The sequence below is a fragment of the Desulforapulum autotrophicum HRM2 genome (genome assembly GCF_000020365.1).
GTDB lineage: Bacteria > Desulfobacterota > Desulfobacteria > Desulfobacterales > Desulfobacteraceae > Desulforapulum > Desulforapulum autotrophicum.
Window position 1 is genome coordinate 367,470 of record NC_012108.1, and the last position, 21,030, is coordinate 388,499.

Consider the following 21,030-nt stretch of genomic DNA (forward strand, 5'->3'; position numbering starts at 1 on the left):
AGACTCCAGGGTGGCTCCTGCCCGGCTGTGATCTGCCGGGCAGGTAAGCTATGGTTAGCGTCCGAGGGCTTTTACAACATCATCAACGGCAACTTTCCCGCCGATTGAGTCGTAAAATTTTGGCCATACCTGATCCATGGCGATTTTTGCCCACTGGTCTTCATCCTGGATCTCCATGTATTCAACACCTTTTTCTATCATTTTTTGTTTGGCCTTCTCAGATTCGCTGACTGAAAAGAGCAGGTTATACTGCTGGGCCTCGATACCGGCGCGGGTAAACATGGCCTGGTCCTTGGCGGATAGGGAATTGAAGAATTTTTCGCCGAAAATCAGGGGCTGGAGGGAGAAGAGGTAATGGCATTCTGAAGTGTAGTCCTGAACCTCATAGAATTTCATGGTGTAGTTCACAGTATGGGGATTGTCCTGGCCATCCACAACTTTTTGCTGCATGGCGGTAAATGTTTCGGGCCATGCCATGGGAATGGGCTCTGCACCCAGTGCCTTCCAGGTCTCGATCATGATGGGGTTTTTGGGCACCCTTATTTTAAGGCCTTTGAGGTCAGCCAGTGTGGATACTGGTCTTTTGGAATTGGTCAGAACTCGGAAGTTTGAATATGCCCAGCCAAGGACCCGGACACCGGCTTCCGTTGACAGGATCTCCCGCCAGTGCTCGCCAAGGTCACCTGTGGTTATTTTGACGGCATCGTCGAAACTCTGAACCAGATACGGTAGCGTCAGTACCCCAACTGTTTTTGAGAAAGGGGTTACGTTGTTGATGGCAACCACGGCACCGTCAATGGAGCCCCTGCGGACATCCTTGAGCATCTTCTGCTCGTCGCCCAGTTGGCCTGCAGGGAAAGATCAACCTTATATTCGCCGTTACTGGTTTTTTCAACAATCTCTTTGAAGCGGAGGGCCAGCACCCCCTGGTCAGAATCGATGGGATCACCCAGGCCAAGCTTCAGGGTTTTCTGCGCCATGGCCGGTCCCGGCACCATGAGGGCTGTCAAAAAAAATACAAGAACTCCAATCATTGTAAGCTGTTTCATACGTCCTCCTTGAAAAAATTTAAAGAACAGAGCATCCCGGAATCCCGGGAATGTGGTTTAACCCCTTTGGGTTTTATATGAGACGCACGCCAATATGTTACCATTGGCGGAGTTTCATCATTTTCTGTGGCCGCAGGCCATCTCTCGCTCCGACCATGTCAGCTGGATATAAAAAAACCGGACAGCCAAACGGCTTCCGGTTTTTGTCAAAACGGGATATGTTTTATTCTCTGGTGGGCAGGGTGTCTGCTGGTGAATTTTCCTTAAATACACAGGCATAATTATCTCCAAATCATAGTTTTGTGAAAATCATATTTTATGTCGTATCTATTTCCAAAGAGAAAGTCAATTATTTTATAAAATATATTTAAATATTTTTTATAAAATAATTAAAACACCATTTATGAGATGAACAGTTATTGTCTAACTTTCTTCCAGGTTATGTTGTTCAAAATGGGATTACATGGAGGGGTAGGGTATCACGGAGGTTGTGTAGAGGCGTCCAAGCTGGGAGTCTCTACGTTGCATCCTATCCCAGATATTTAAATTCTGGTGGGATACTGTCTTCAGTTGTCATTTCAGCAAGGGGAATCCCCAGGGCTGCGCCCAGGAAAAGGGGATAGGTAACGGCCAAAATATTTTTATTTGAAAGGATATGGGCGGCTTCTTTCCCCTGGTACTGGATCTGGCAATGGGTACAGGCCGTGCAGATATAGGCAGCGCCTTCCCGGCGGGCAGTTTCTGCCTTATGGGTGATCATTTTCAGGGCCAGCGCTTCATTGTCCCTGGCCACGGGGCTGCCGCAGCACTCTGTTTCAAGTGACCAGTCAATGGCCCCAAGGCCCGTGATATTCACCAGGGCCTTGAATATTCTGGGGGCAGCAGGATTGTCAAACCCGGTGACGGAAAATGGCCGCAGGGCATGACATCCATGCTGGAGGGCTATTTTTTCAGGCGCCAGGCGCCTTGTGATCTTTTCCTTCAGGGTGCCGATCCCAATGTCATGGTACAAAAATGAAAGCAGATGTTTGACTTCGGGAGGTTTTCCCGGGGGGCCACCCGGCGAACCGGTGTAAAAAAGGCCTTGGTCTGCCAGTATCCGGTCAATTTTATCCCGGAGCGCCGTTCTGTTTTCGTACCAGTACAACGCATATTTAAGCTGGCCAAAGCAGCATTTGCAGGGCGTCATAATGTCCAGCCCATAGCTCTCTGCCAGGGCCAGGTTCTTTATGGCTGAAAAAACACTCACTTCAAGGTCCTTTCCCCGGGACGGGTTGCCGCAGCAGTTAAACGGCAGCCGGACAAGGGTCACCCCCAGTGCGGCCATGACTGCCTCCACGGACCGTCCATAGGACTTGAGATTAAAGGTGATTTGACACCCGGGAAAATAGGCCACTCTCATTTGTCAGCCCCCTGGAAGGTTAATTTAGACAACTTAATTTGCTCTGCCCTGTTTTGCCCCTGGGCGCGAAGTTCAAGAAGGATATCCGTGATCCGTATGCCCTGGGGACATAATTCCTGGCAGGCATAACAGGTGAGGCAATTCCAGACCATGGGGGATGCTGTGGCCATCTCTTTTTTTCCCAGTCGTAACAGGTTCATCACCTGGTGGGGACCCAGGTCGGTTCCCCCAGGGTCGTAGGCCACCACGGGACATGCATTGGTGCAGATGGTACACTGGACGCAATTTTCAAAGGATTCCACCTGGTCGGCCAGACCGGGAAGGCAAGCCATCGCGCCCGGTTCCTGTGAAGGGCGGGCTTGCCCTGTCCACTGGTCAAGGGATGTGTCAAACACCTGGGTATAATTGTCCGGGCAGCCCAGGCCTTCCATCAGAAAATCAGCCGATTCCCACACCCGAACCAGGTCAATACCTGCGGGGCAGATATCCCCGCACCGGCCGCACCGGGTACAATCATCATTTCCCGAACGTAGAAGGACAGCAGCACGGGGATCCTTGAGCCCTTTTTCCGCCATGGTCCTGATGGCCTCAATTTTCACATGGGGCAGAATTCCAGCATTTCCCGTGATCTGAAAATTCGGATACACATTGCAGACCTGTGAACAAAATCCGCAGTTTGTGCAGGCCATCAGGCTGAAAAAATCCAGCACTCCCCGTTCTTGTTCCAGGGATTGGGGCGTGACCCGCTTCCGGGTGCTTGCCACGGGAATGGCGATGATGTGAAACAGTCGGGAAAAAGGAAGCAGGGCCAGTATAATAAGGAAGATCCCATAGTGGAGCCAGTACAGGATATTGTCTGCCCGGAACCTGGCCAATGGATTGCCAAGACCCTTAACGCCCTCTGCAAGGGGGGTTGAGACAAAGGCGCTGTCGGGTCTGTCATGGCAATCCATGCAAAATTCCCGGTTCAAGTCTCTACCCGTTTCAAAATCCCTTGCCCTGGGGGTCGTGTCTTTCACCTTCAGGTGATAACTCTGGATCCAGAACCCCCTCAACGCCATGAGCCCGTTTTCTTCATCCAGGTCGGAATAGGCGGATACCATTTCGTCAAACCGGGGTTCAGAAATGATCCTGAAGGCTTCGAGCAGAAACCCGGACCCCACAAGGCCCAGGATCAGCAGGATGGAGACGAGCCACTGAAATTGATGGGTCGTGTTTTGATTGCCCTGTTGTCCATTGATTCCAGGTCCGTTTATGCTTGAACCCTTTATGCGGGATCTGTTTATCGTGGGTCTGGCTGGCCTGAACCGGTTCAGCCGGCGAACCAGAAAAACGATAGATCCCAGGCCAACAAGGGCACCTGCGATGTTTCTCAGGAACCGGAAGGGTGCAATCCCCGGCTGATACCAATAGAAAAGACCCGAGGTCACATCATCCAGGGCATGGACGACCAGGAGATAGCCAAACCCGGAAATGACCAAAAAATGAACCAGCCACCGCTGTTTTCCGACCTTGAACAATTTTGTCTGGAACAGGGTATTTAAAACCCCCCCCGGGATATTGAGACCCAATTTCGTCTTTGCCTGAAACCGACTGCCCTTTTCAAAAGACCGGCTTTTTCCTGCAATGGACCTGAAACGATAAACAAGACCTGCCAGAGAAATGATCAGTGCAATAGATAAGAGGATTCGAAATATCATGATCCTGCCCCTGTGTTTTCCCGGTAAAAAGCATCCACTGCGGTACAGGCTGAGACCAGGGAAACCCCGGCCCCGGATTTGAGCCGCACCCAGTCGTTGTGGGCCAGAATACTGCCAGCAGCGTAAAGATGGGGTAACACGGGCTGGGCCTTGGAATTGAGGGGCCTGAATCCCGGGTCTGTTTCAACACCTGCCTGATTGATTTGATGACCCTGGCGGGACAAAAAATCGGTTCCGTGCCAGAGGTTGCGCATTACCGGCTGGTGCACGTTCAGGTTAAACACCGGCTCCACAATCCGGTCCCGGCGGGCGTGGAGGCCGTTACCCAGAAATCTTCCCGTGGCAAGCACCACGCCCCTGGCAGATATGGGCAGGTTCTGGCTGTCGGTGACACCTAGGCAGGTAAATTTTTTGCCTTTAAATACAGGATCCTTGATCATGGTATTGCTCAAGAATGTCACGCCCGATTGGGCCAGGAATCGATCAAAGGCATTTTTTAGGCGCAACCCGGGAATGGAGGGGGGAATACCCGGGATTTCAAACAGATCCAATCCGATTCTTTTTTCCAGTTTTTCCTGGAGGCCAAGACTGTCGTTAATACCGCAGACAGCAGGCATACCCGCAATATCTGCTTGATCTGAAAAGGCAATCACCTGGTCAACAAAAGCATCCTGTACCCGGGGGTCTTCAAATCGTTGGGCCAGGACAAGGGGGGGCACGCTTGTGTTGACGCCCGGGAGCTCAATACTTAAGGGGATGACATGGGCCAGACGATTTTTCAACTTGGCTGCCACCTGTCTGGCGCTGAATCCCAGGAGGCCTTTTATGTCAATCACGAGCAACCGTTTTTGTTCGCCCAGAAGCCGGGTTCCTTTTTCCATGGTTCTGGGCACCATAAAACTGGGCTTCATCGTTCCCAGGGCCGTTAAAACCGGAAGATTCCTGCCGGAGGACAAATGGTAGGCAAGACCAGCTTTGCCCAGAACCGCTTTTAGAAACCCAAAGTATTGAACGATCTGTCCATGGCGGGATCCCCCATAGGGATGGGCCGAATCATTTGCCTGAAGCCAGGCAAGCCCCTGGGCCGGATCTTCCAAGGCCCCCCTGGCATCCATGGGATAGACCCCCAGATAGTCCATGAGCCCGCTCACCAGGATCAGCCCCCCGGAATTTCCGGCCAATACCGTGGTCAACCCCAGGTGGGCGGCCCGGGCAGCCGCAACCATACCGGCAAACCCCGCTCCAATGACCAGAAGATCGCAGTCCATGTTTCTGGGTTCGGTCATCTCTGCCCTCCTGGTGGCTCGGCGGGTGTCTCTCCTGTTTGATATGGGGGTTCCATTTCAAGGCAGAACAGACCACAGTGGATCATCTCCTTGAGGGAGGACTGGGCAAGGGCTGTTCCCCACAACAGGGCATGTTCCCCCTTCCACCGTTCATTTAAAAAACGCCGAAGACCGTCTCCCCCCTTGGGGCCGGCCACTTCTCCCTGGTTGTACAGATGGGACAGCACCCGGACACTGCAGAAAGATCCCTGGCAGGGACCTTTGCCCATACGACTTCTCAGGGCAATCGCCAAAAGGTCTGGCTCTGCCCAGTTTTTCCGAATAGAGGAAATAATGGCGTCAATGGCACTGGCCGGTACCATTTCACATTCGCACAGCAAGGGGTCCCCCTTTGACCGGGAGAAAAATTTCTGGCCCAGGGCAACCCCTGGCTCGGTCCATCCCCCTCCTGCAGTTTTGGGCAGAATCAGGTCCCGGGTTTGACAGGCAGCAGAAATGCCAAGCTTGTCACAGACTCTGTTTGAGGTTTTTTCCGCCATCAGCCTGAAGGTGGTCAGTTTTCCCCCGGTAATGGTGATGAAATTATCCACTCCGTCCCCGGCATGGTCCAGGAGGGAAAAGCCCCGGGATACGGTTCGGTCTTCACCCCCGCCGGCACTGACCAGGGGTCGGACCCCGGAATAAGCCCTGATATACCTGCGATGACCCAGGGCAGGTATCATCTGTTCGCCCTGGTCAATGATCAAATCCACCTCGTCAACGCTGGGAAAAAGATTGTCCGGAGAATCCATTCGCACCGATGTGGTGCCAAGGATGGAAACCACGCCGCCGGGCATGAGGATGTCACCGTTACCAGGATGCCTCAGGCGGTTAATAACCCGGGTTGCCATTCGCCTGCCCGTGACCAGCAAACTGCCCTTGGAATAAACCATGGGGATATGAACCCCGGCCCGGGCAGCCACATCATCGGCCCAGGCACCCGTGGCACTCACGTAAATATCGGCCCTGATTCGAAACAATTCCCGGGTGTTCGTATTCAAAATTCGAGCACCCACAATCCGATGGTGTTCAACGATAAATGCTTCCAGCCGGGCATGGTCATAGTATTGACCGCCCCGGTTCAAAGCATCGTTCAGGTTTTCAATGGACAGTTTAAAGGGATCAATGGCTGCATCCGGCACCCCAAAGGCGGCAATGAGTTTCGGGGACAAGCAGGGCTCCATCTGCCTTACCTCTTTTAAATCCAGGGGCTGGCAGTGAATACCCGAACGTTGGCACATGCTGGGAAAATCAGCGATATACCCCTCGTCATCCCCGGGGACCGCTACAAAGAGTCCACCGGTCTCTTCAATACAATGGGGAGCGATCTGCTTTAAGAGCAATCCCTCTGCCAGGCATTCCATGGCAGCCTCGGCATCGGAATGGACATACCGTGCGCCCGAGTGCAAAAGCCCGTGGTTTGCCCCGGAAGCACCGGCATTTAAATCGCTTTTCTCAATGAGGATGACCTTGACGCCGCGAAGGGTCAGGTCCCTGGCAATACCGGTACCCGTTGCCCCGCCTCCGATCACCAGCACCTGGGTTTCGATTGTTTTTTCCATGGTCGGTCCTTTTGTGTTCAATTAATTTAAATATCAGCAAGTGTTGTGCCAATATTCTAAAATAATTGCCCTGGGGTAAACGTGTAAGCGGCTGAAAAAAGGTCACATAACCCGGACACCGAACCGCTTCATGGATCACCGCGAACCCGGAAACAATCAACTTGGCCCTGCCCATCCGCAGATTGCCGCCTGAAAGGGGAATTCAATGCTTTTTACAAGATGTAAAAAGTACTGACAGGTTCATGCCCCAGGTCAGGGCCCTCAACAGAATCATCATGGACATCATTGACCCCGGAGTAAACGCAGGCGAAATACGACGGGAGATTCCCGCCGCCTTTATCCAGAACAACCTTTTAGAACCAGAGCTTTTTAAACTGGCAGCAGCTGTTGATATTTCAAATCCGACTTTAAAGAAATACCTGGCAATTCTGAAACAGACCTATATGCTTCGTTTATTGCCACCCGCGGAAATAAACCAAAAGAAGAGATTGATTAAATCTCCAAAAATTTATTTAAGTGATAGTGGAATCCTTCATGCTTTACTTGATAAATCTCATATTGGAGCGGGCAGGATCAAGGAATTATCTGTTTGTGGGCTCATTGGTATTGACTGTTCTTAAACAATAGCCTATTTTTTTGACATTTGAATCGCCTGTAATGTTGAAAATGCCCGTTACCGAGGAGAAACCCCCATGCCGAAAAAACGTTCCCTTTCCCCTTTTTCCCATCTGCTGGAACCCCTGGATCTGGGGTTTACCACACTTAAAAACCGGGTGCTCATGGGATCCATGCATCTTGGGCTGGAAGAGATACCCGGCGGTTTTGAGCGAATGGCCGCATTTTATGCCGAGCGCGCCCTTGGGGGTGTCGGCCTCATTGTCACGGGGGGCATCGGCCCCAATGGGGTGGGAGCGGTCCATGGGGAGGCGGCCCTCATGGCCACACCCAAGGATGTGGCCAACCATCAGATCGTCACCAATGCCGTGCACAAGGCGGGCGGTAAGATCTGCATGCAGATTCTGCACACGGGCCGTTATGCCTTTAATCCAGACCTGGTGGCGCCTTCGCCGGTGAAATCGCCCATTACCCCTTTTGAGCCAAGGCAGTTGACCGAAGATGATATTGAACAGCAGATCTGTGATTTTGTTTGCTGTGCCTCCCTTGCAAAGCAGGCCGGTTACGACGGTGTTGAGATCATGGGGTCTGAGGGGTATCTGATCAACCAGTTTATTGCGGCCCGCACCAATCAGAGAACGGACCGCTGGGGCGGCGATTATCGCAACCGGATTCGGTTCCCCCTGGAGATTGTGGCCCGGGTACGCAAGGCTGTGGGCTCTGATTTTATCATCATATATCGATTGTCCATGCTTGATCTTGTGGACGGGGGAAGCACCTTTGACGAGATCGTGACCCTTGGCAGGGGGGTTGAGGATGCCGGCGCCACACTCATCAACACGGGTATCGGCTGGCACGAGGCCAGGATTCCCACCATTGCCACACGGGTGCCACGGGCTGCCTTTACCTGGGTCACGGCCAAGGTGCGAGCTGAACTCAACCTTCCCATCATTACCTCCAACCGCATCAACACCCCCGGGGTGGCTGAAGCGGTTCTTGCCCGGGGGGATGCCGACATGGTCTCCATGGCCCGGCCTTTTCTGGCGGATCCCGCGTTTGTTCAAAAGGCTGAACAGGGGCGGACCGATGAGATCAATACCTGCATCGGCTGCAACCAGGCCTGCCTGGATCATATCTTTGCCGGCAAACTGACCTCCTGCCTGGTCAATCCCCGTGCCTGCCATGAAACCGAGCTGGTGATAGCACCTGCCGGGCAGACCAAGAAGATCGCCGTTGTGGGTGCAGGACCCGCAGGTCTTGCCTTTGCTGTGACCGCTGCAAAGCGGGGGCATGGGGTGGTTCTTTTTGATGGGGCCCCTGAAATCGGCGGACAGTTCAACCTTGCCAAACAGGTCCCTGGAAAGGAGGAGTTCCATGAAACTCTTCGCTATTTTGGCCGCATGCTTGAACTTACGGGAGTGGATGTCCGGCTCAACACCGTTGTCTCCCGGGAGATGGTCGAACAGGGGGATTTTGACGAAGTGGTTATTGCCACGGGCATTGTGCCGCGCAAACCCGATATTGAAGGTATTGACCATCCAAAGGTGATGACCTACCTGGAGGCCATCAAGGGGGCAGCGGTGGGTGCCACGGTTGCCGTCATCGGTGCCGGTGGGATCGGGTTTGACGTATGTGAAACCCTTGTCCACCAGGGGCCTTTCACCAGCCAGGATATTCCTGCCTTTATGGACGAGTGGGGGGTTGATATGACCCTTACGGCCAGGGGAGGCGTTGAAAATGTCACCGCCCGGGTTGAACCTTCTCCCAGAACCGTCTATCTGTTGCAGCGAAAACCCACAAAGGTGGGTTCCGGGCTGGGCAAAACCACCGGTTGGATCCATCGCACGGATCTTGTTAAAAAAGGGGTGACCATGATTGCAGGCTGTGATTACCAGTGGATTGACGACCAGGGACTTCACCTTGTGGTTGCAGGCAGGCCCAGAACCCTTGGGGTGGACACCATTGTGATCTGTGCCGGCCAGGTGTCAAACCGAATCCTTGCAGATGAAATTACCGGCCTGCCCCTGCATGTTGTGGGCGGGGCCGATGTGGCGTCTGAACTTGATGCAAAACGGGCCATTGACCAGGCCACCCGTCTGGCTGCCATTATTTGACACTGCCGGGTAATGATCTGAAACTCAATGATCAAGTGAAACAACAATTCCAATCAGGTTGATTATCATGGGGCCGGCACTGGTTGGATGTTGAACCGCCTTTTAGAGGGTTGAGAGATAGGTTGCCAGGTTGACCTTTTTGTTTGTGATGCCAAGTTTTTTCCGGATGTAGTTTCGATAGGTTTCAACGCTTCGGTAGGAGATGTTCAACAGCTTTGCCGCCTCCTTGGAGCTCAGTCCGCTTCTCACCATGTTGCAGATTTCGTTTTCCCTGGGGGTGAGTGTGGGGTTTTTCCTGGAAATCTGGGTGCCAAATGATGAGGTCAGGTGGCGGATGTTCTCTTCGAGCAGGTTCAGGTACTCCTGGTCAATGGCTGACCCCTTGTTTTTCAGCTTTTTCACCAGGGGAAGCAGGAGCTGATCCACATTGGCCAGGACATTTTTTTCAAGGGTCTCCTTTTCCGTGATCAGCTGGTTCATCACCTCCCTCAGGGCGATGTTTTTATCTTTTAACAGCAGGTTCTGCTCCTTGAGTTTTTGTTCGCTCTGGCCCAGGGCCTGTTCCGCCTGTTTGTGCTCGTATATTCTGCCGATGCGTTCTGCTATGGCGTTGAGAAGGGATCTCTCTTCCTTTAAAAAGGGTCCCTCTTCCTTTTCCGGCCTTTTTTCAAGATAGCATACGGTCATGACACCAAGGACCTGTCCATAGACCACAATGTCGGCCCGCTGGTGCCAAAAGGTATTCCTGTAGTTGGCGGTTCGGTAACTCTGATGGTTGATTAGAAGCTGGGCGCAGGTGATCTCGGGGTATTGCCAAGAGGCAGGAATGAGGTCTATCACCTGCTGAAAGATCACCTCCAGGGGAAGCTCGGTCCGCTCCACGACCTTTGAGATGCCGTAGAGGCAGTTGATCTCCTTGATGCGTTCCTTAAGGTCGTGGGCCTGGATCTTGAGGGCCTGTTCCATGCGGGTATGGGCCTGGGTGAGCCGTTCAAGTTCCTGGTTTCGTTTGAGCAGGGTCGCAAGCTCAAGGGGGTGTTGTGTCTTTGTCATGTCTCCATTGCCCTCCACAATATGGGCGGTTTCACCGGGGTGCAGACGTGGGGGGCAACGTACCGGAGTGCTGCCCCCTCAAGGCCCGGGGACGTTTTGTCAAACGTCCCCGGTGTCACAAAAATAAACCGCTTGCATACCAGGATTATGGTTCCTATACAAGCCCCTGGTCGAGCATGGCGTTGACCACCTTGACAAAGCCTGCAATGTTGGCTCCGGCAACGTAGTTTCCGGGCTGACCGTACTCGGCTGCCGCATCCGTGCACGAGGTGTGAATGCTCTTCATGATGTGGTGCAACCGCTTGTCAACCTCTTCCCTTGGCCAGTTGATGCGCATGCTGTTCTGGGACATCTCAAGGCCCGACACGGCAACACCGCCGGCATTTGCAGCCTTTCCCGGTGCATAGAGGATCTTGTTGTCCACAAAGATATCAACGGCTTCGGGGGTGGAGGGCATGTTGGCGCCTTCGCATACCAGGGACACCCCGTTTTTGAGCAGGTTGGTTGCATCTTTTTGGTTGATTTCGTTCTGGGTGGCGCTGGGAAAGGCGCAGTCGGCCTTGATGTCCCAGAGGGGGTTGTGGTCCATGGCCGAATCAAACGCTGTGTAGGAGGCATCGGGGTAGGCGTCCACATAGGCCTTGATCCTGCCGCGCTTGACGTTCTTGAGGGTCATCACGTGGGCCAGCTTTTCCCTGTCGATACCCTGTTCGTCATGGATGAAACCTGCTGAATCGGACAGGGTGACAACCCTGCCGCCAAGGTCAAGGATCTTTTCAACGGTGTACTGGGCAACGTTGCCTGCCCCGGACACCAGGCAGGTCTTGCCTTCCAGGGAGTCGTTTCGGGTTGCAAGCATTTCTGCGGCAAAGTAGACACTGCCGTAACCGGTTGCCTCGGGCCGGATCAAGCTGCCGCCCCAGCCCAGGCCCTTGCCCGTTAAAACCCCTGAAAATTCGTTGGTCAGTTTCTTGTACATGCCAAAGAGAAACCCGATCTCTCTGCCGCCCACGCCAATGTCGCCTGCCGGAACGTCGGTATTCGGACCGATGTGGCGGAACAGTTCCGCCATGAAGCTCTGGCAGAAGCGCATCACTTCGGCGTCGGATTTGCCCTTGGGATCAAAGTCAGACCCGCCTTTTCCGCCGCCCATGGGCAGGGTGGTCAATGCGTTCTTGAACACCTGCTCAAAGGCCAGGAACTTGAGGATGCTCAGGTTGACCGAGGGGTGAAACCGCAGTCCGCCCTTGTAGGGGCCTATGGCGCTGTTCATCTCGATCCTGAACCCCCGGTTCACCTGGACCTTGCCTGCATCGTCCATCCAGGATACCCTGAACATGATGGTCCGTTCGGGTTCTGCAATACGTTCAAGGACCCTGGCCTGGCGGTACTCTGGATTTCGGTCCAGGACCGGCTGAACCGTCTCCACCACCTCTTTAACTGCCTGGTGAAATTCTTTTTGCTCCGGGTCCTTGTCTATGATTCGATTTAGTTCTTCTGACATGGGTTATTCTCCTTTTTGAATGATGCACCACGAGCGTTTTCCATCTATTTTTATAGTGAGGGGTCGCTTGAGCCGCACATGGCGTAAAAAAACAGTTTCAGTGACGGTTTCGAGACTCTCCAGCCATTGCCAGTCAAGGTGGTCATCTTTGACATGACCCCCGGGATCATGTGCGGACGATTTCAGAGTCTCGTTGACGGTGATGTAGGGGATGCCCAGGGAGGTTATGTTGTGGAAAAAATGGGAACCCTGGGAAGGATCGGCGTTGATGGCCCTGCTTCTGATTTCGATAATGGCACCAACCCCCGAAATGTTGCGCCATTTCACCGGGATGCCAAGCCAGGGGTCAGAGGCCCCCCATCGTCCTGGACCTGCCAGGATAAACCGCCGGTTCCCGGCCACAAGCCCGGTATTGATGGTGTCGACCTCCCGGGCAATCTCCCGGGTCTTATCCCCCTTGAAATCAGTGGGTTTGACATAGACAATGTCTTGAATGCTATCAATGACACCATTGCCTAAGGCCCTGGAGGAAAAGCATACCGCTTTGACGATCTCCCGGGAAGAGATGGTCACGCTGGACCGGTCCTGACTCGTGACCATGGGCCGGATCTGGAGAAAGAATAAATCGCAGGGCCTTTTTTTGTCCTCGTGGATGTTTGCTGAAAATTCGATCTCAACGGCAGCCCCGATTCCCTTTCGTCCAAGGGCCAGAAGGTCGTTGAGAAGATCGGTGATGGGCGGCGTATTGAATTTCAGGATTTGGGCAAAGGTCAAAACCTTTGGTCCGGGGCAGTACCAGGTATCCCTGATGCGGTCCTCGTCGGCCACATAGGTGCTGCTCATGGCTTTTACGGGAAATTCTTCCAGGGCATCGCTAACCTGCCTTCGTTCCAGGTTGGAAAGGGTTGGAAAGTGAAGGGCCTCAGGGTAGCCCTTTGTTTTTAATGCGTAAAACGATCGCTGGGTATGGTTCAGGAACTCTTTGACCGTGGGAAACTGGGGGGTAATGTGGGGGTGTTTGGGTGAGAATCTGAAACTTTGTTCCCCTTCGACCACTGTTTTGCCCAGTCCCAGGGCCATGTGGACCACTCCGTCTTCGGCCTTTATGTGGGCGAAAGGATAGAAGTTATAGGATTGGGCCACACCGGCGATGGTCGGATAAAAATAGTCGTTGTACTGCTCTCCGCATACCTCCTGGATGATCACGGCCATGGAGTCGTCAAAGGGCTGATTTGAGGTGTTCCGGTAAAAGGACTTGGCATCCTCGTAATAGGTGGACGCATAGACAAGCTTGATCGCCGTGACAAGATGATTCAGCCGGACGGCCCTATCCGGGTGGTTGTTGGGGATCTTGTAGGTCTTGTAGAGCCCGGCATAGGGTTGGAAATGGGCGTCCTCCAGCTGGCTTGAAGAGCGCACGGCCAGGGGGACCTTGACCTGATCAAGGAAAATTTCAAGTTTCTGGGTCAAATGATCGGGCAGGGGGGCGTCCAGGAATGCCTGGACAATCTGTATGACCTTGTATCCTGCACCGGCAAAGATCGCCAGGTTGTTGACGGTGACAAAGGTGTCAAAGATGTCCGTGCAGATGACCAGGGTTTTGGGGATCTTCACATTGATGTCAGGATAACGCTGCTGAATCTCGGGGTGTTGCCCCAGGAGAGTTGCCATGAATGCAAGGCCCCTGGCCTTTCCCCCCAGGGATCCCCGGCCGATTTTCACAAATTCCATCACTTCGGCATCAAAGAGTTCCCGGTCGAACTGAAGAATAATGCCCCGCTGACGTTCCTTCCTCAGTTGATTAATGTTGGAGATAAGGTATTGACGCAGTTCGTCCACATCGTTGAAATCAGCACTTTTTACAGCCCTTAACTTCAGCCCCATGGCAATCTCCGAGCGTGCCATGAGCCAGTTTGAAAAGTGGTCCCGGTTTGCGTGGTACATGATGGATTCATCCGGGACCCTGGCCAGTCTTGATTCAAGTTTCAAGAGGTTCGCGGCCCGGTCGACCTCCTGACCATCGGCCTTGCAGAATATAAAATCGCCAAATCCCAGGTGGTTGAGGAAAAAATGGTGGATTTTTTTGTAAAGATCCCGGGCGTTTTTATTAAGGAACGCCGCCGGGATAAGCCGGGCTTTTTCGCGATTTTCCTGTTCGTTGCTCATGAGCAGCAAAGGGATTTCAGGGATATCCCTGCGTATCCTGGAAAGAATGGAGATGCCGGCCGCCGGGTCATCCCTGTCCTTTCTTGGAAGCCTGGTATCGGAGATGACGCACAGAAGAAAGGAGCGGTATTTTTCATAGAGGGCCATGGCCTCCCCATGGGTGGTTGCCAGAAGGATCTTGGGTCTGGCCCGCATGGTCATCAGTTTGAGGTTGTCGTTGCATCCGACTTCAAGCAGGGCCTGGGTCTGGGAGACGATCTCCTTGTATATGATCGGCAGGAAATATGAGGCGTATTCCGGGGAGTCTTCGACCAGGATAACCACCCGGACATTGGCAAGCTCTGTATCGTGGGAAACATTGAGGTGATCTTCGGTGTTTTTGACCATGGCCAGGAGCATGTCTGGGTTGCCCGACCAGACAAAGACCCGATCAACGCCTTCGATCTTTTGACGTTTGAACTCGGGGTAAATGCCCCGGGTGCTGGGCGACAGAAGGATGACCGGAAGATCCGGGTGGATGGCTTTGAGCCTGCCGCCCAGGGTCATGGGGTCCATTCCGTCCAGGTGGGGGACAATGAAAACCAGGTCAAATTTTTTTTCTTCAACAATGGAAAGTGCCCGGTTCACAGAAGATACCCCCGTGATCCTGGGGGGGTGGGAGAGATTGAGCCCCCTGTATTCGTTGACAATTTTGGAGGTAAGACTGCCGTCATCTTCCATGCTGTATATATTGTACAGGCTTGAAATAAGGAGGATTTCCCGAACCTGAAGGGGCATGAGTTCCCTGAAAATGTCAGGCTTGATATGGATCAGCGGGTCCTGTATGTTATCGTTTTTTTCCATGGTTGTTTGCCTTTAACCGTTGCTGTGGGTCACGGCCTCAATCTGCCGGAAAGGTTATGACCACAATAAAAATGCTTAGTTTCTCTACGCATTAATGTCTGGTACTCTTATTCTACTTTAAACGTTTAGGCAATGCGACTAAAATACGAGTATAATGCGTAAAAAAATATCGTATTCTTTTCTGGAAAAGCCATTTTTCGGCCGTTTTGAACATGGCCTGACCATCCTGATAGGGCTCAGATATAGATAAATCTACCAATACGGGGTGAAAGACAGGCAAGATATCGCGATTATTTATTTTTGAGTCACCTGGGCTGAATCTGAAGTCAATATTATGGGGGGTGCTAAAAAAGTTGTATTCAAAGACCTGTCAATGGTAATGTAAGGTTTTTAATTTTCTTTAGAATGAGGAAATCTCAATTGAAATCAAGAATTTTGCTCCTGATGGTCTTTATCGTGGTCGCTCTGTCGGTGTTCTCCCCCATTTCTTCCCTTGTTGCCCAGGAAGAAAAACAGGGCACAGAAGTCGCCGAGTCAACAATAACCAAGGAAGAAAAATATATTCTTACCCTCAAAACCATGATTGGGGATATGCAGAATTTGAGAAGACAGATCGCAGCCAAGGAAAAGGCGCTTTCAAATGCTCAACTTCAGGTTGACAAGACCAGTATTTCCGATGAAATCAATAAAATCGCAGGTCGCCTCCATGCCCTGGAGCGTGATTTTGACCAGGTTTCCACGGGCATTGACCTTTCCATGTTTGATGAAAAGCCCCAGACGACCTTTAAGTGGGAGGATGAAGTGCTGGATCTTTTGCGGCCGATTATCCTGGAAGCCAAAAAAATGACGGCAAAGCCCCGCCAGATCGAAAAACTGCACAACGACATTGCCTATTATGAAGTCCGGCTCCCCATCCTTCAAAAGGCGACTGAAAACATTGATCTTCTCATGGCCCGGGCCAAGGATCAAACCCTTAAAAAAGAGTTTGCGGAGTTGAAAAAAGTCTGGTCGGATCGCCAGGAGCAGACCATGAATCAGATGAGCACGGCAAAGCTCAAGCTTGAGGAGTTGACCCGGGAAAAAAAGTCTGCCCTTGACTCGTTGAGTGAGCTGTTTGAGCTGTTTTTTAAAAGCCGGGGTAAGAACCTGCTGCTTGCCACGGCTGCCTTTTTGGGTGTTTTTTTCATGCTTCGCCTCATGCATCGATTTATCTACCGGGTCAGCCCCATCCACAGAAATCGACCGGTTTACATCCGCGTCTTTGATGTCCTTTATCACCTGGGCACAGGTCTGGGATCAACCTTTGCCTTTATCCTGGTGCTTTATGCCTGTGGCGACTGGGTGCTGATCACCCTGATTTCCCTGTTCCTCCTGGGGTTTATCTGGACTGCCAAGAAAAATATCATGCAATTCTGGAAGGAGATTAAACTGCTGCTCAACCTTGGGTCCGTAAGGGAAAATGAACGGCTGATCTACCATGGAGTCCCCTGGAAGGTAGTTTCCCTGAATCTCTACAGTGAGCTTGAGAATCCAGCCTTAAAGAGTCGGCTCAGACTTCCCCTGGCGGCCTTTATGGAGCTTACCTCTTATCCCTGTCATGCAGATGAGCCCTGGTTTCCCTGTCGGGAAAAAGAGTGGGTGATCCTGTCCGACGGTACCCGGGGAGAGGTCGTAAGCCAGACCCATGAGATGGTGCGACTGGCCTTGAGGGGAGGTGCCTTTAAAACCTATCCAACCCAGGATTTTCTGGCCCAGGCACCCCTGAATCTTTCCCACAACTTCCGGCTGAAGGTGGTCTTTGGCATTGACTACAAACACCAGGGTGACTGTACCCATAAAATTCCAGAACAGCTGGGAAAAAACGTCACGGAAAAACTTGCGGCAAATGGGTTTGGCGAGGATCTTATTTTGTTGAGGGTGGATTTTAAGACAGCTGCTGCATCGTCCCTGGACTTTGAAATTATCGCAGATTTCAACGGTCGTTCCGCCCCGCTATACGGCAGGCTGACCCGGGAAATTCAGCGGTTCTCTGTGGATGCCTGTAACCAATTCGGGTGGGAGATTCCGTTTACCCAGGTTACCCTTCACCAGGCTTCAAACACAAATTAGGGCTCAGATGTAAATAATTCCAGGGCGGCGTTTTGTCGCATCTGGACCTGCGGTACAATCGCCAGGGCCGGAGCAGGGTGTCTGTCCTGGTATTATTCCCAGGTTTTACCTGGCATTTTCCCGGTGTTCTTTTGGTCTTATCTGTTGTTGACCTTTTCCCTGATAAGCTGAATAATCAACACTTGCGAATGGGCTGTCTTGAAAAAGGTTCTTCTCATCACTGGGCCATGTCCATGGAAACATGGAGTTTATTTCCGTTACAACCTTTTTAAATGAGGTGATCTAAAATGGGAGTTAAAAAGACCACGAAGAAAAGTGGCAGGAAAAGGATTGAATTTACCTTCCACGCCCCTGGGGCGACTGAAGTCATGATTTTTGGGGATTTCAACAAGTGGAACGGCAAAAAACATCGCATGAAAAAAGGAAGCCTCGGGGTCTGGAAAAAAACCCTGGTGCTTGCCCCTGGAACCTATGAGTATAAGTACCGTGTTGACGGAAAATGGCAGGAGGACCCCACAACCCTTCATAGCAGGCTGAACCCCTTTGGCACCTATAATAACTTATTGACAGTGAAATAGACCCAATGATACTGGAAGCACCTGTAAATGCAACCCCCGGGATTGTCATGGGGGCTATATATGAAAGAGGCTGATCATCAATACCGCGTTCTCATCATTGACGATGAACCCATGATTCTGGATATATTAGAACTTTACCTCTCTTTGGGAGAATACAAATACAGGGTAACGACTGCCGAAAATGGTATCGAAGGCTTAAAAAACATTGCCTCTGATTCCTATGACCTGATCATAACAGACCTATCCATGCCCGGGCTTACGGGCACTCAGATTGTCGAACATGTTAAAAAAGGAAGTCACAGCCATACCCCGGTACTTGGAATATCAGGAATGCCATGGCTTTTTAAGGACAGCCCCTTTGATGCTGTGCTTTGCAAACCCTTTACCATGGAAATTTTCTTGAAAGCTGTCGCCGAACTCACTGAACCCAATTATTTTGCTGGTGAAACCCGGCAACAGACATCCCCTAGGGTGTGAATTACAATCAACGTCACCCCAGGGCTTTCTTGATGGCCCTGGCGATTTTCTTAGACGCACGCTACACGGCGATCATATCGTTTTTATTAATATTCCAGATGTTTTCTTTGTTGTTTTTTGGGAATCACCAGGCGTGTCCCCGTGAGATGGGTTTGAACTGTTAAAAATCAAGGGGAAATCAACAACTTTCTTGACATCCGGTGGAAAAAAGTTTCTATTGTATCGTTTTAAGGTAAATTTTGTAAGTCAACCCAAAAATGAATGAAAGGAAATGAACCATGCTAAAGAGAAACTTGATTTTGCTTGTGGCTGCCGTAAGTTTGATCGTGGCCGGTACCACGACCGCCTTTGCCGGTAAAAAGATCGTTAATGGAATTGATGCAAACTTTCCGCCCTTTGCCTATATTGACAAGACCGGAAAGCCTGCGGGGTTTGATGTTGAAGCCATGGAATGGATTGCAAAGGACCTGGGGCTTGAGGTTGAGCATATGCCCATTGACTGGGACGGGATCATCACCAGCCTTTTAACCAAAAAGATCGATATTATCGCTTCAGGTATGAGTATCACCCCGGACCGGTCTGAGAAAGTCACCTTCACCATCCCTTACTGGAAGATAAATCAGGTCATGGTGGTCAAGAAGGATTCGACCCTCACCATGAACGACCTCATGAAGGGTGGTAAAAAAATCGGTGTTCAGCAGGGAACCACTGAGGCAAAATGGCTTAAGGCCGAGTCCGAGCCAAGGGCCTGGAATTTCAAACTTGGCTACTACAGCTCCTCTCCCCTTGCCGTGGAAGATGTTTTGAACGGCAGGATCGCAGCTGCTGCCATGGACGATGCACCTGCCCATGATGCTGTTTCCAAGAAGGATGTCAAGATCCTCGGAAACTTTGGCATGGAAGCCGAAGACTTTGGTTATGCAGTGAGAAAGGATGAAACAGAACTCCTTGAAAAAATCAATGCAAGCCTTAAAAAACTCATGGCAACACCCTACTGGGATGAGCTTGCCGTAAAGTATAACCTGAAATAAATGAAAAAGGCGGGGGTGCCGTGGGTGTCCCCGCCTTTTTTGTGTCTGGTCTGATCCATGCTTGAAAGTCTTATTGTCATAAAAGATGCACTCCCTTTTTTAATCAGGGGATCACTTACCACAGGAGCCATTGTCTTGGGTGCCATGTTTATAGGGCTTGTTCTGGGGCTTACAATGGCCTGCGGCATGGTCTATGGCCGTAAATGGGTTCGTCGAGTGGTGGGGTTTTACGTCTGGTTTTTCCAGGGCGTGCCCGTGCTGGTCCTTTTGTTCCTCTTTTATTTTGGCCTGTTTAATTTCATGGGTCTTACCTTTCCGGCCGTTGTTGCCGTTACCCTTGTCCTTGGCATGACCACGGCCGCTTACCAGGCAAACATCTTCAGGGGGGCGATGCTTTCGATTCCCAGCGGTCAGTTCAAGGCAGCCAATGCCCTTGGTATGAGCAATGTCCAGGCCATTGTGTACATTGTGCTGCCCCAGGTGCTTCGCATCTCCATTCCAGCCTGGTCCAACGAGTTTTCCATCATCCTCAAGGATTCGGCCCTGGCTTTTGTCATCGGCGCACCTGAAATTATGGCCAGGACCCAGTTTGTCGCTTCAAGAACCTACCAGCATCTTCCCCTGTACATCACGGCAGGTCTTCTTTATTTCGTCCTGACCTGGTCCGGCGTAAAGGGGTTGAGGGCACTGGAAAACAAGGTCCGGATTCCGGGCTATTCGCACCAGGGAAATTAACAATGACTCCTTCTGAATCCATCCTGAACGTTGAAAACCTCACCAAATCCTTTGGGGAGACCCAGATTCTCAAGGGGATTGATATGTCAATCTCCAAGGGAGCCATCAAGATCCTCATCGGCCCGTCAGGAGGCGGTAAAAGCACCCTTTTACAATGCCTTAACTGCCTTGTCACCCCAGATACAGGAACCATCCGGTTTAACGGTGAGTTGGTGGATATTCATAAGAAAAAAGAGCTTTACGCCTTTCGCCAGAAGATGGGTATGATCTTCCAGGATTTTAATCTTTTTGATCATCTGCCTGCGGTTGACAACATCATCATTGCCCTCTGCAAGGTCAAGCGAATGAAAAAGGCGGCCGCCCTGAAGCGGGCCATGGTCGAGCTTGACCAGGTGGGGCTGGCAGATAAAGCCCACCTCTACCCTGCTGAACTTTCCGGTGGCCAGAAACAGCGGGTGGCCATTGCAAGGGCACTTGCCATGGATCCCAGGGTGCTGCTTCTGGACGAGCCTACATCTGCCCTTGATCCTGAACTTGTGGGGGAGGTGGTGGCGGTGATACGCGCCCTTGCCCAGAAGGGAATGACCATGATCATGGCGACCCATCAGATCAGCCTTATCCGCAACCTTGCCGATGAGATCCTTTTCATGAAAGACGGTGTTATCGTGGAGCAGGGAACTCCGGATGAACTTTTGGGAACAGAGTGTTCAAGCTTTAGCCAGGGATTCTGTGACCGGCTCAATGAACTTGCCGGGGAGGACAGTTGA

General features: G+C 51.8%; 17 protein-coding genes. 8 read left to right on the top strand and 9 right to left on the bottom strand.

Annotated elements, in window-relative coordinates; genetic code table 11:
* Positions 1–54 precede the first annotated feature (54 nt).
* The 6 genes from HRM2_RS01560 to glpA all read right to left on the bottom strand — a co-directional run bounded on the left by HRM2_RS01560 (position 55) and on the right by glpA (position 7,038).
* On the bottom strand, positions 55–825 hold the full coding sequence (locus HRM2_RS01560) for a TRAP transporter substrate-binding protein (protein ID WP_012662688.1): 771 nt from the start codon (positions 823–825) through the stop codon (positions 55–57).
* Positions 765–1,049, bottom strand: coding sequence for a hypothetical protein (locus HRM2_RS27295; RefSeq protein WP_012662689.1), 285 nt, complete (start codon positions 1,047–1,049; stop codon positions 765–767). The genes HRM2_RS01560 and HRM2_RS27295 overlap by 61 nt, the downstream gene beginning before the upstream one ends.
* Before the next feature lie 529 nt (positions 1,050–1,578).
* On the bottom strand, positions 1,579–2,451 hold the full coding sequence (locus tag HRM2_RS01565; RefSeq protein WP_012662690.1) for a CoB--CoM heterodisulfide reductase iron-sulfur subunit B family protein: 873 nt from the start codon (positions 2,449–2,451) through the stop codon (positions 1,579–1,581).
* Positions 2,448–4,151: a 4Fe-4S dicluster domain-containing protein gene (locus tag HRM2_RS24855; protein ID WP_012662691.1), complete on the bottom strand. Its 1,704-nt coding sequence runs from the start codon at positions 4,149–4,151 to the stop codon at positions 2,448–2,450. Before HRM2_RS24855 ends, HRM2_RS01565 begins: the two co-directional genes overlap by 4 nt.
* Positions 4,148–5,437 carry a glycerol-3-phosphate dehydrogenase subunit GlpB gene (gene glpB, locus HRM2_RS01575; protein WP_012662692.1) on the bottom strand — a complete coding sequence of 430 codons (1,290 nt, stop codon included), beginning with the start codon at positions 5,435–5,437 and terminating at the stop codon, positions 4,148–4,150. The genes HRM2_RS24855 and glpB overlap by 4 nt, the downstream gene beginning before the upstream one ends.
* A complete protein-coding gene (glpA, locus tag HRM2_RS01580) occupies positions 5,434–7,038 on the bottom strand; it encodes an anaerobic glycerol-3-phosphate dehydrogenase subunit A (RefSeq protein WP_012662693.1) in 1,605 nt (534 codons plus the stop codon). The genes glpB and glpA overlap by 4 nt, the downstream gene beginning before the upstream one ends.
* Before the next feature lie 275 nt (positions 7,039–7,313).
* Between glpA and HRM2_RS27475 the strand changes: the two genes are divergently transcribed.
* Together HRM2_RS27475 and HRM2_RS01590 are read left to right on the top strand one after the other, a co-directional pair.
* Entirely contained in the window at positions 7,314–7,658 is a 345-nt protein-coding gene (locus HRM2_RS27475) for a DUF4143 domain-containing protein (RefSeq protein ID WP_232364167.1), read from the top strand.
* Between the two features lie 72 nt (positions 7,659–7,730).
* On the top strand, positions 7,731–9,767 hold the full coding sequence (locus HRM2_RS01590; protein WP_012662695.1) for an NADPH-dependent 2,4-dienoyl-CoA reductase: 2,037 nt from the start codon (positions 7,731–7,733) through the stop codon (positions 9,765–9,767).
* Between the two features lie 102 nt (positions 9,768–9,869).
* Here HRM2_RS01590 and HRM2_RS01595 read toward each other — a convergent pair whose 3' ends face one another.
* The 3 genes from HRM2_RS01595 to HRM2_RS01605 form a co-directional block, all read right to left on the bottom strand.
* On the bottom strand, positions 9,870–10,820 hold the full coding sequence (locus tag HRM2_RS01595) for a helix-turn-helix transcriptional regulator (protein ID WP_012662696.1): 951 nt from the start codon (positions 10,818–10,820) through the stop codon (positions 9,870–9,872).
* 154 nt (positions 10,821–10,974) lie between these two features.
* Positions 10,975–12,324 (bottom strand): NADP-specific glutamate dehydrogenase, encoded by a 1,350-nt coding sequence (gene gdhA, locus HRM2_RS01600; protein WP_012662697.1) that lies wholly within the window; start codon positions 12,322–12,324, stop codon positions 10,975–10,977.
* Between the two features lie 3 nt (positions 12,325–12,327).
* A complete protein-coding gene (locus tag HRM2_RS01605) occupies positions 12,328–15,333 on the bottom strand; it encodes a PEP/pyruvate-binding domain-containing protein (protein ID WP_012662698.1) in 3,006 nt (1,001 codons plus the stop codon).
* A 420-nt stretch (positions 15,334–15,753) separates the two neighbouring features.
* On the opposite strand from HRM2_RS01605, the gene HRM2_RS01610 reads away from it, so the two are divergent.
* The 6 genes from HRM2_RS01610 (at position 15,754) to HRM2_RS01635 (ending at position 21,030) form a co-directional block, all read left to right on the top strand.
* The gene (locus HRM2_RS01610) at positions 15,754–17,442 is read left to right on the top strand and encodes a hypothetical protein (protein WP_012662699.1); all 1,689 of its coding nucleotides are present in this window, start codon (positions 15,754–15,756) and stop codon (positions 17,440–17,442) included.
* A 287-nt stretch (positions 17,443–17,729) separates the two neighbouring features.
* Positions 17,730–18,020 carry a glycogen-binding domain-containing protein gene (locus tag HRM2_RS01615; RefSeq protein WP_012662701.1) on the top strand — a complete coding sequence of 97 codons (291 nt, stop codon included), beginning with the start codon at positions 17,730–17,732 and terminating at the stop codon, positions 18,018–18,020.
* 60 nt (positions 18,021–18,080) lie between these two features.
* Positions 18,081–18,497 carry a response regulator gene (locus HRM2_RS24860; RefSeq protein WP_012662702.1) on the top strand — a complete coding sequence of 139 codons (417 nt, stop codon included), beginning with the start codon at positions 18,081–18,083 and terminating at the stop codon, positions 18,495–18,497.
* Positions 18,498–18,775: 278 nt separating this feature from the next.
* A complete protein-coding gene (locus tag HRM2_RS01625) occupies positions 18,776–19,528 on the top strand; it encodes an ABC transporter substrate-binding protein (RefSeq protein ID WP_012662703.1) in 753 nt (250 codons plus the stop codon).
* Positions 19,529–19,585: 57 nt separating this feature from the next.
* A complete protein-coding gene (locus HRM2_RS01630) occupies positions 19,586–20,263 on the top strand; it encodes an amino acid ABC transporter permease (RefSeq protein ID WP_012662704.1) in 678 nt (225 codons plus the stop codon).
* Between the two features lie 2 nt (positions 20,264–20,265).
* Positions 20,266–21,030 carry an amino acid ABC transporter ATP-binding protein gene (locus tag HRM2_RS01635; RefSeq protein ID WP_012662705.1) on the top strand — a complete coding sequence of 255 codons (765 nt, stop codon included), beginning with the start codon at positions 20,266–20,268 and terminating at the stop codon, positions 21,028–21,030.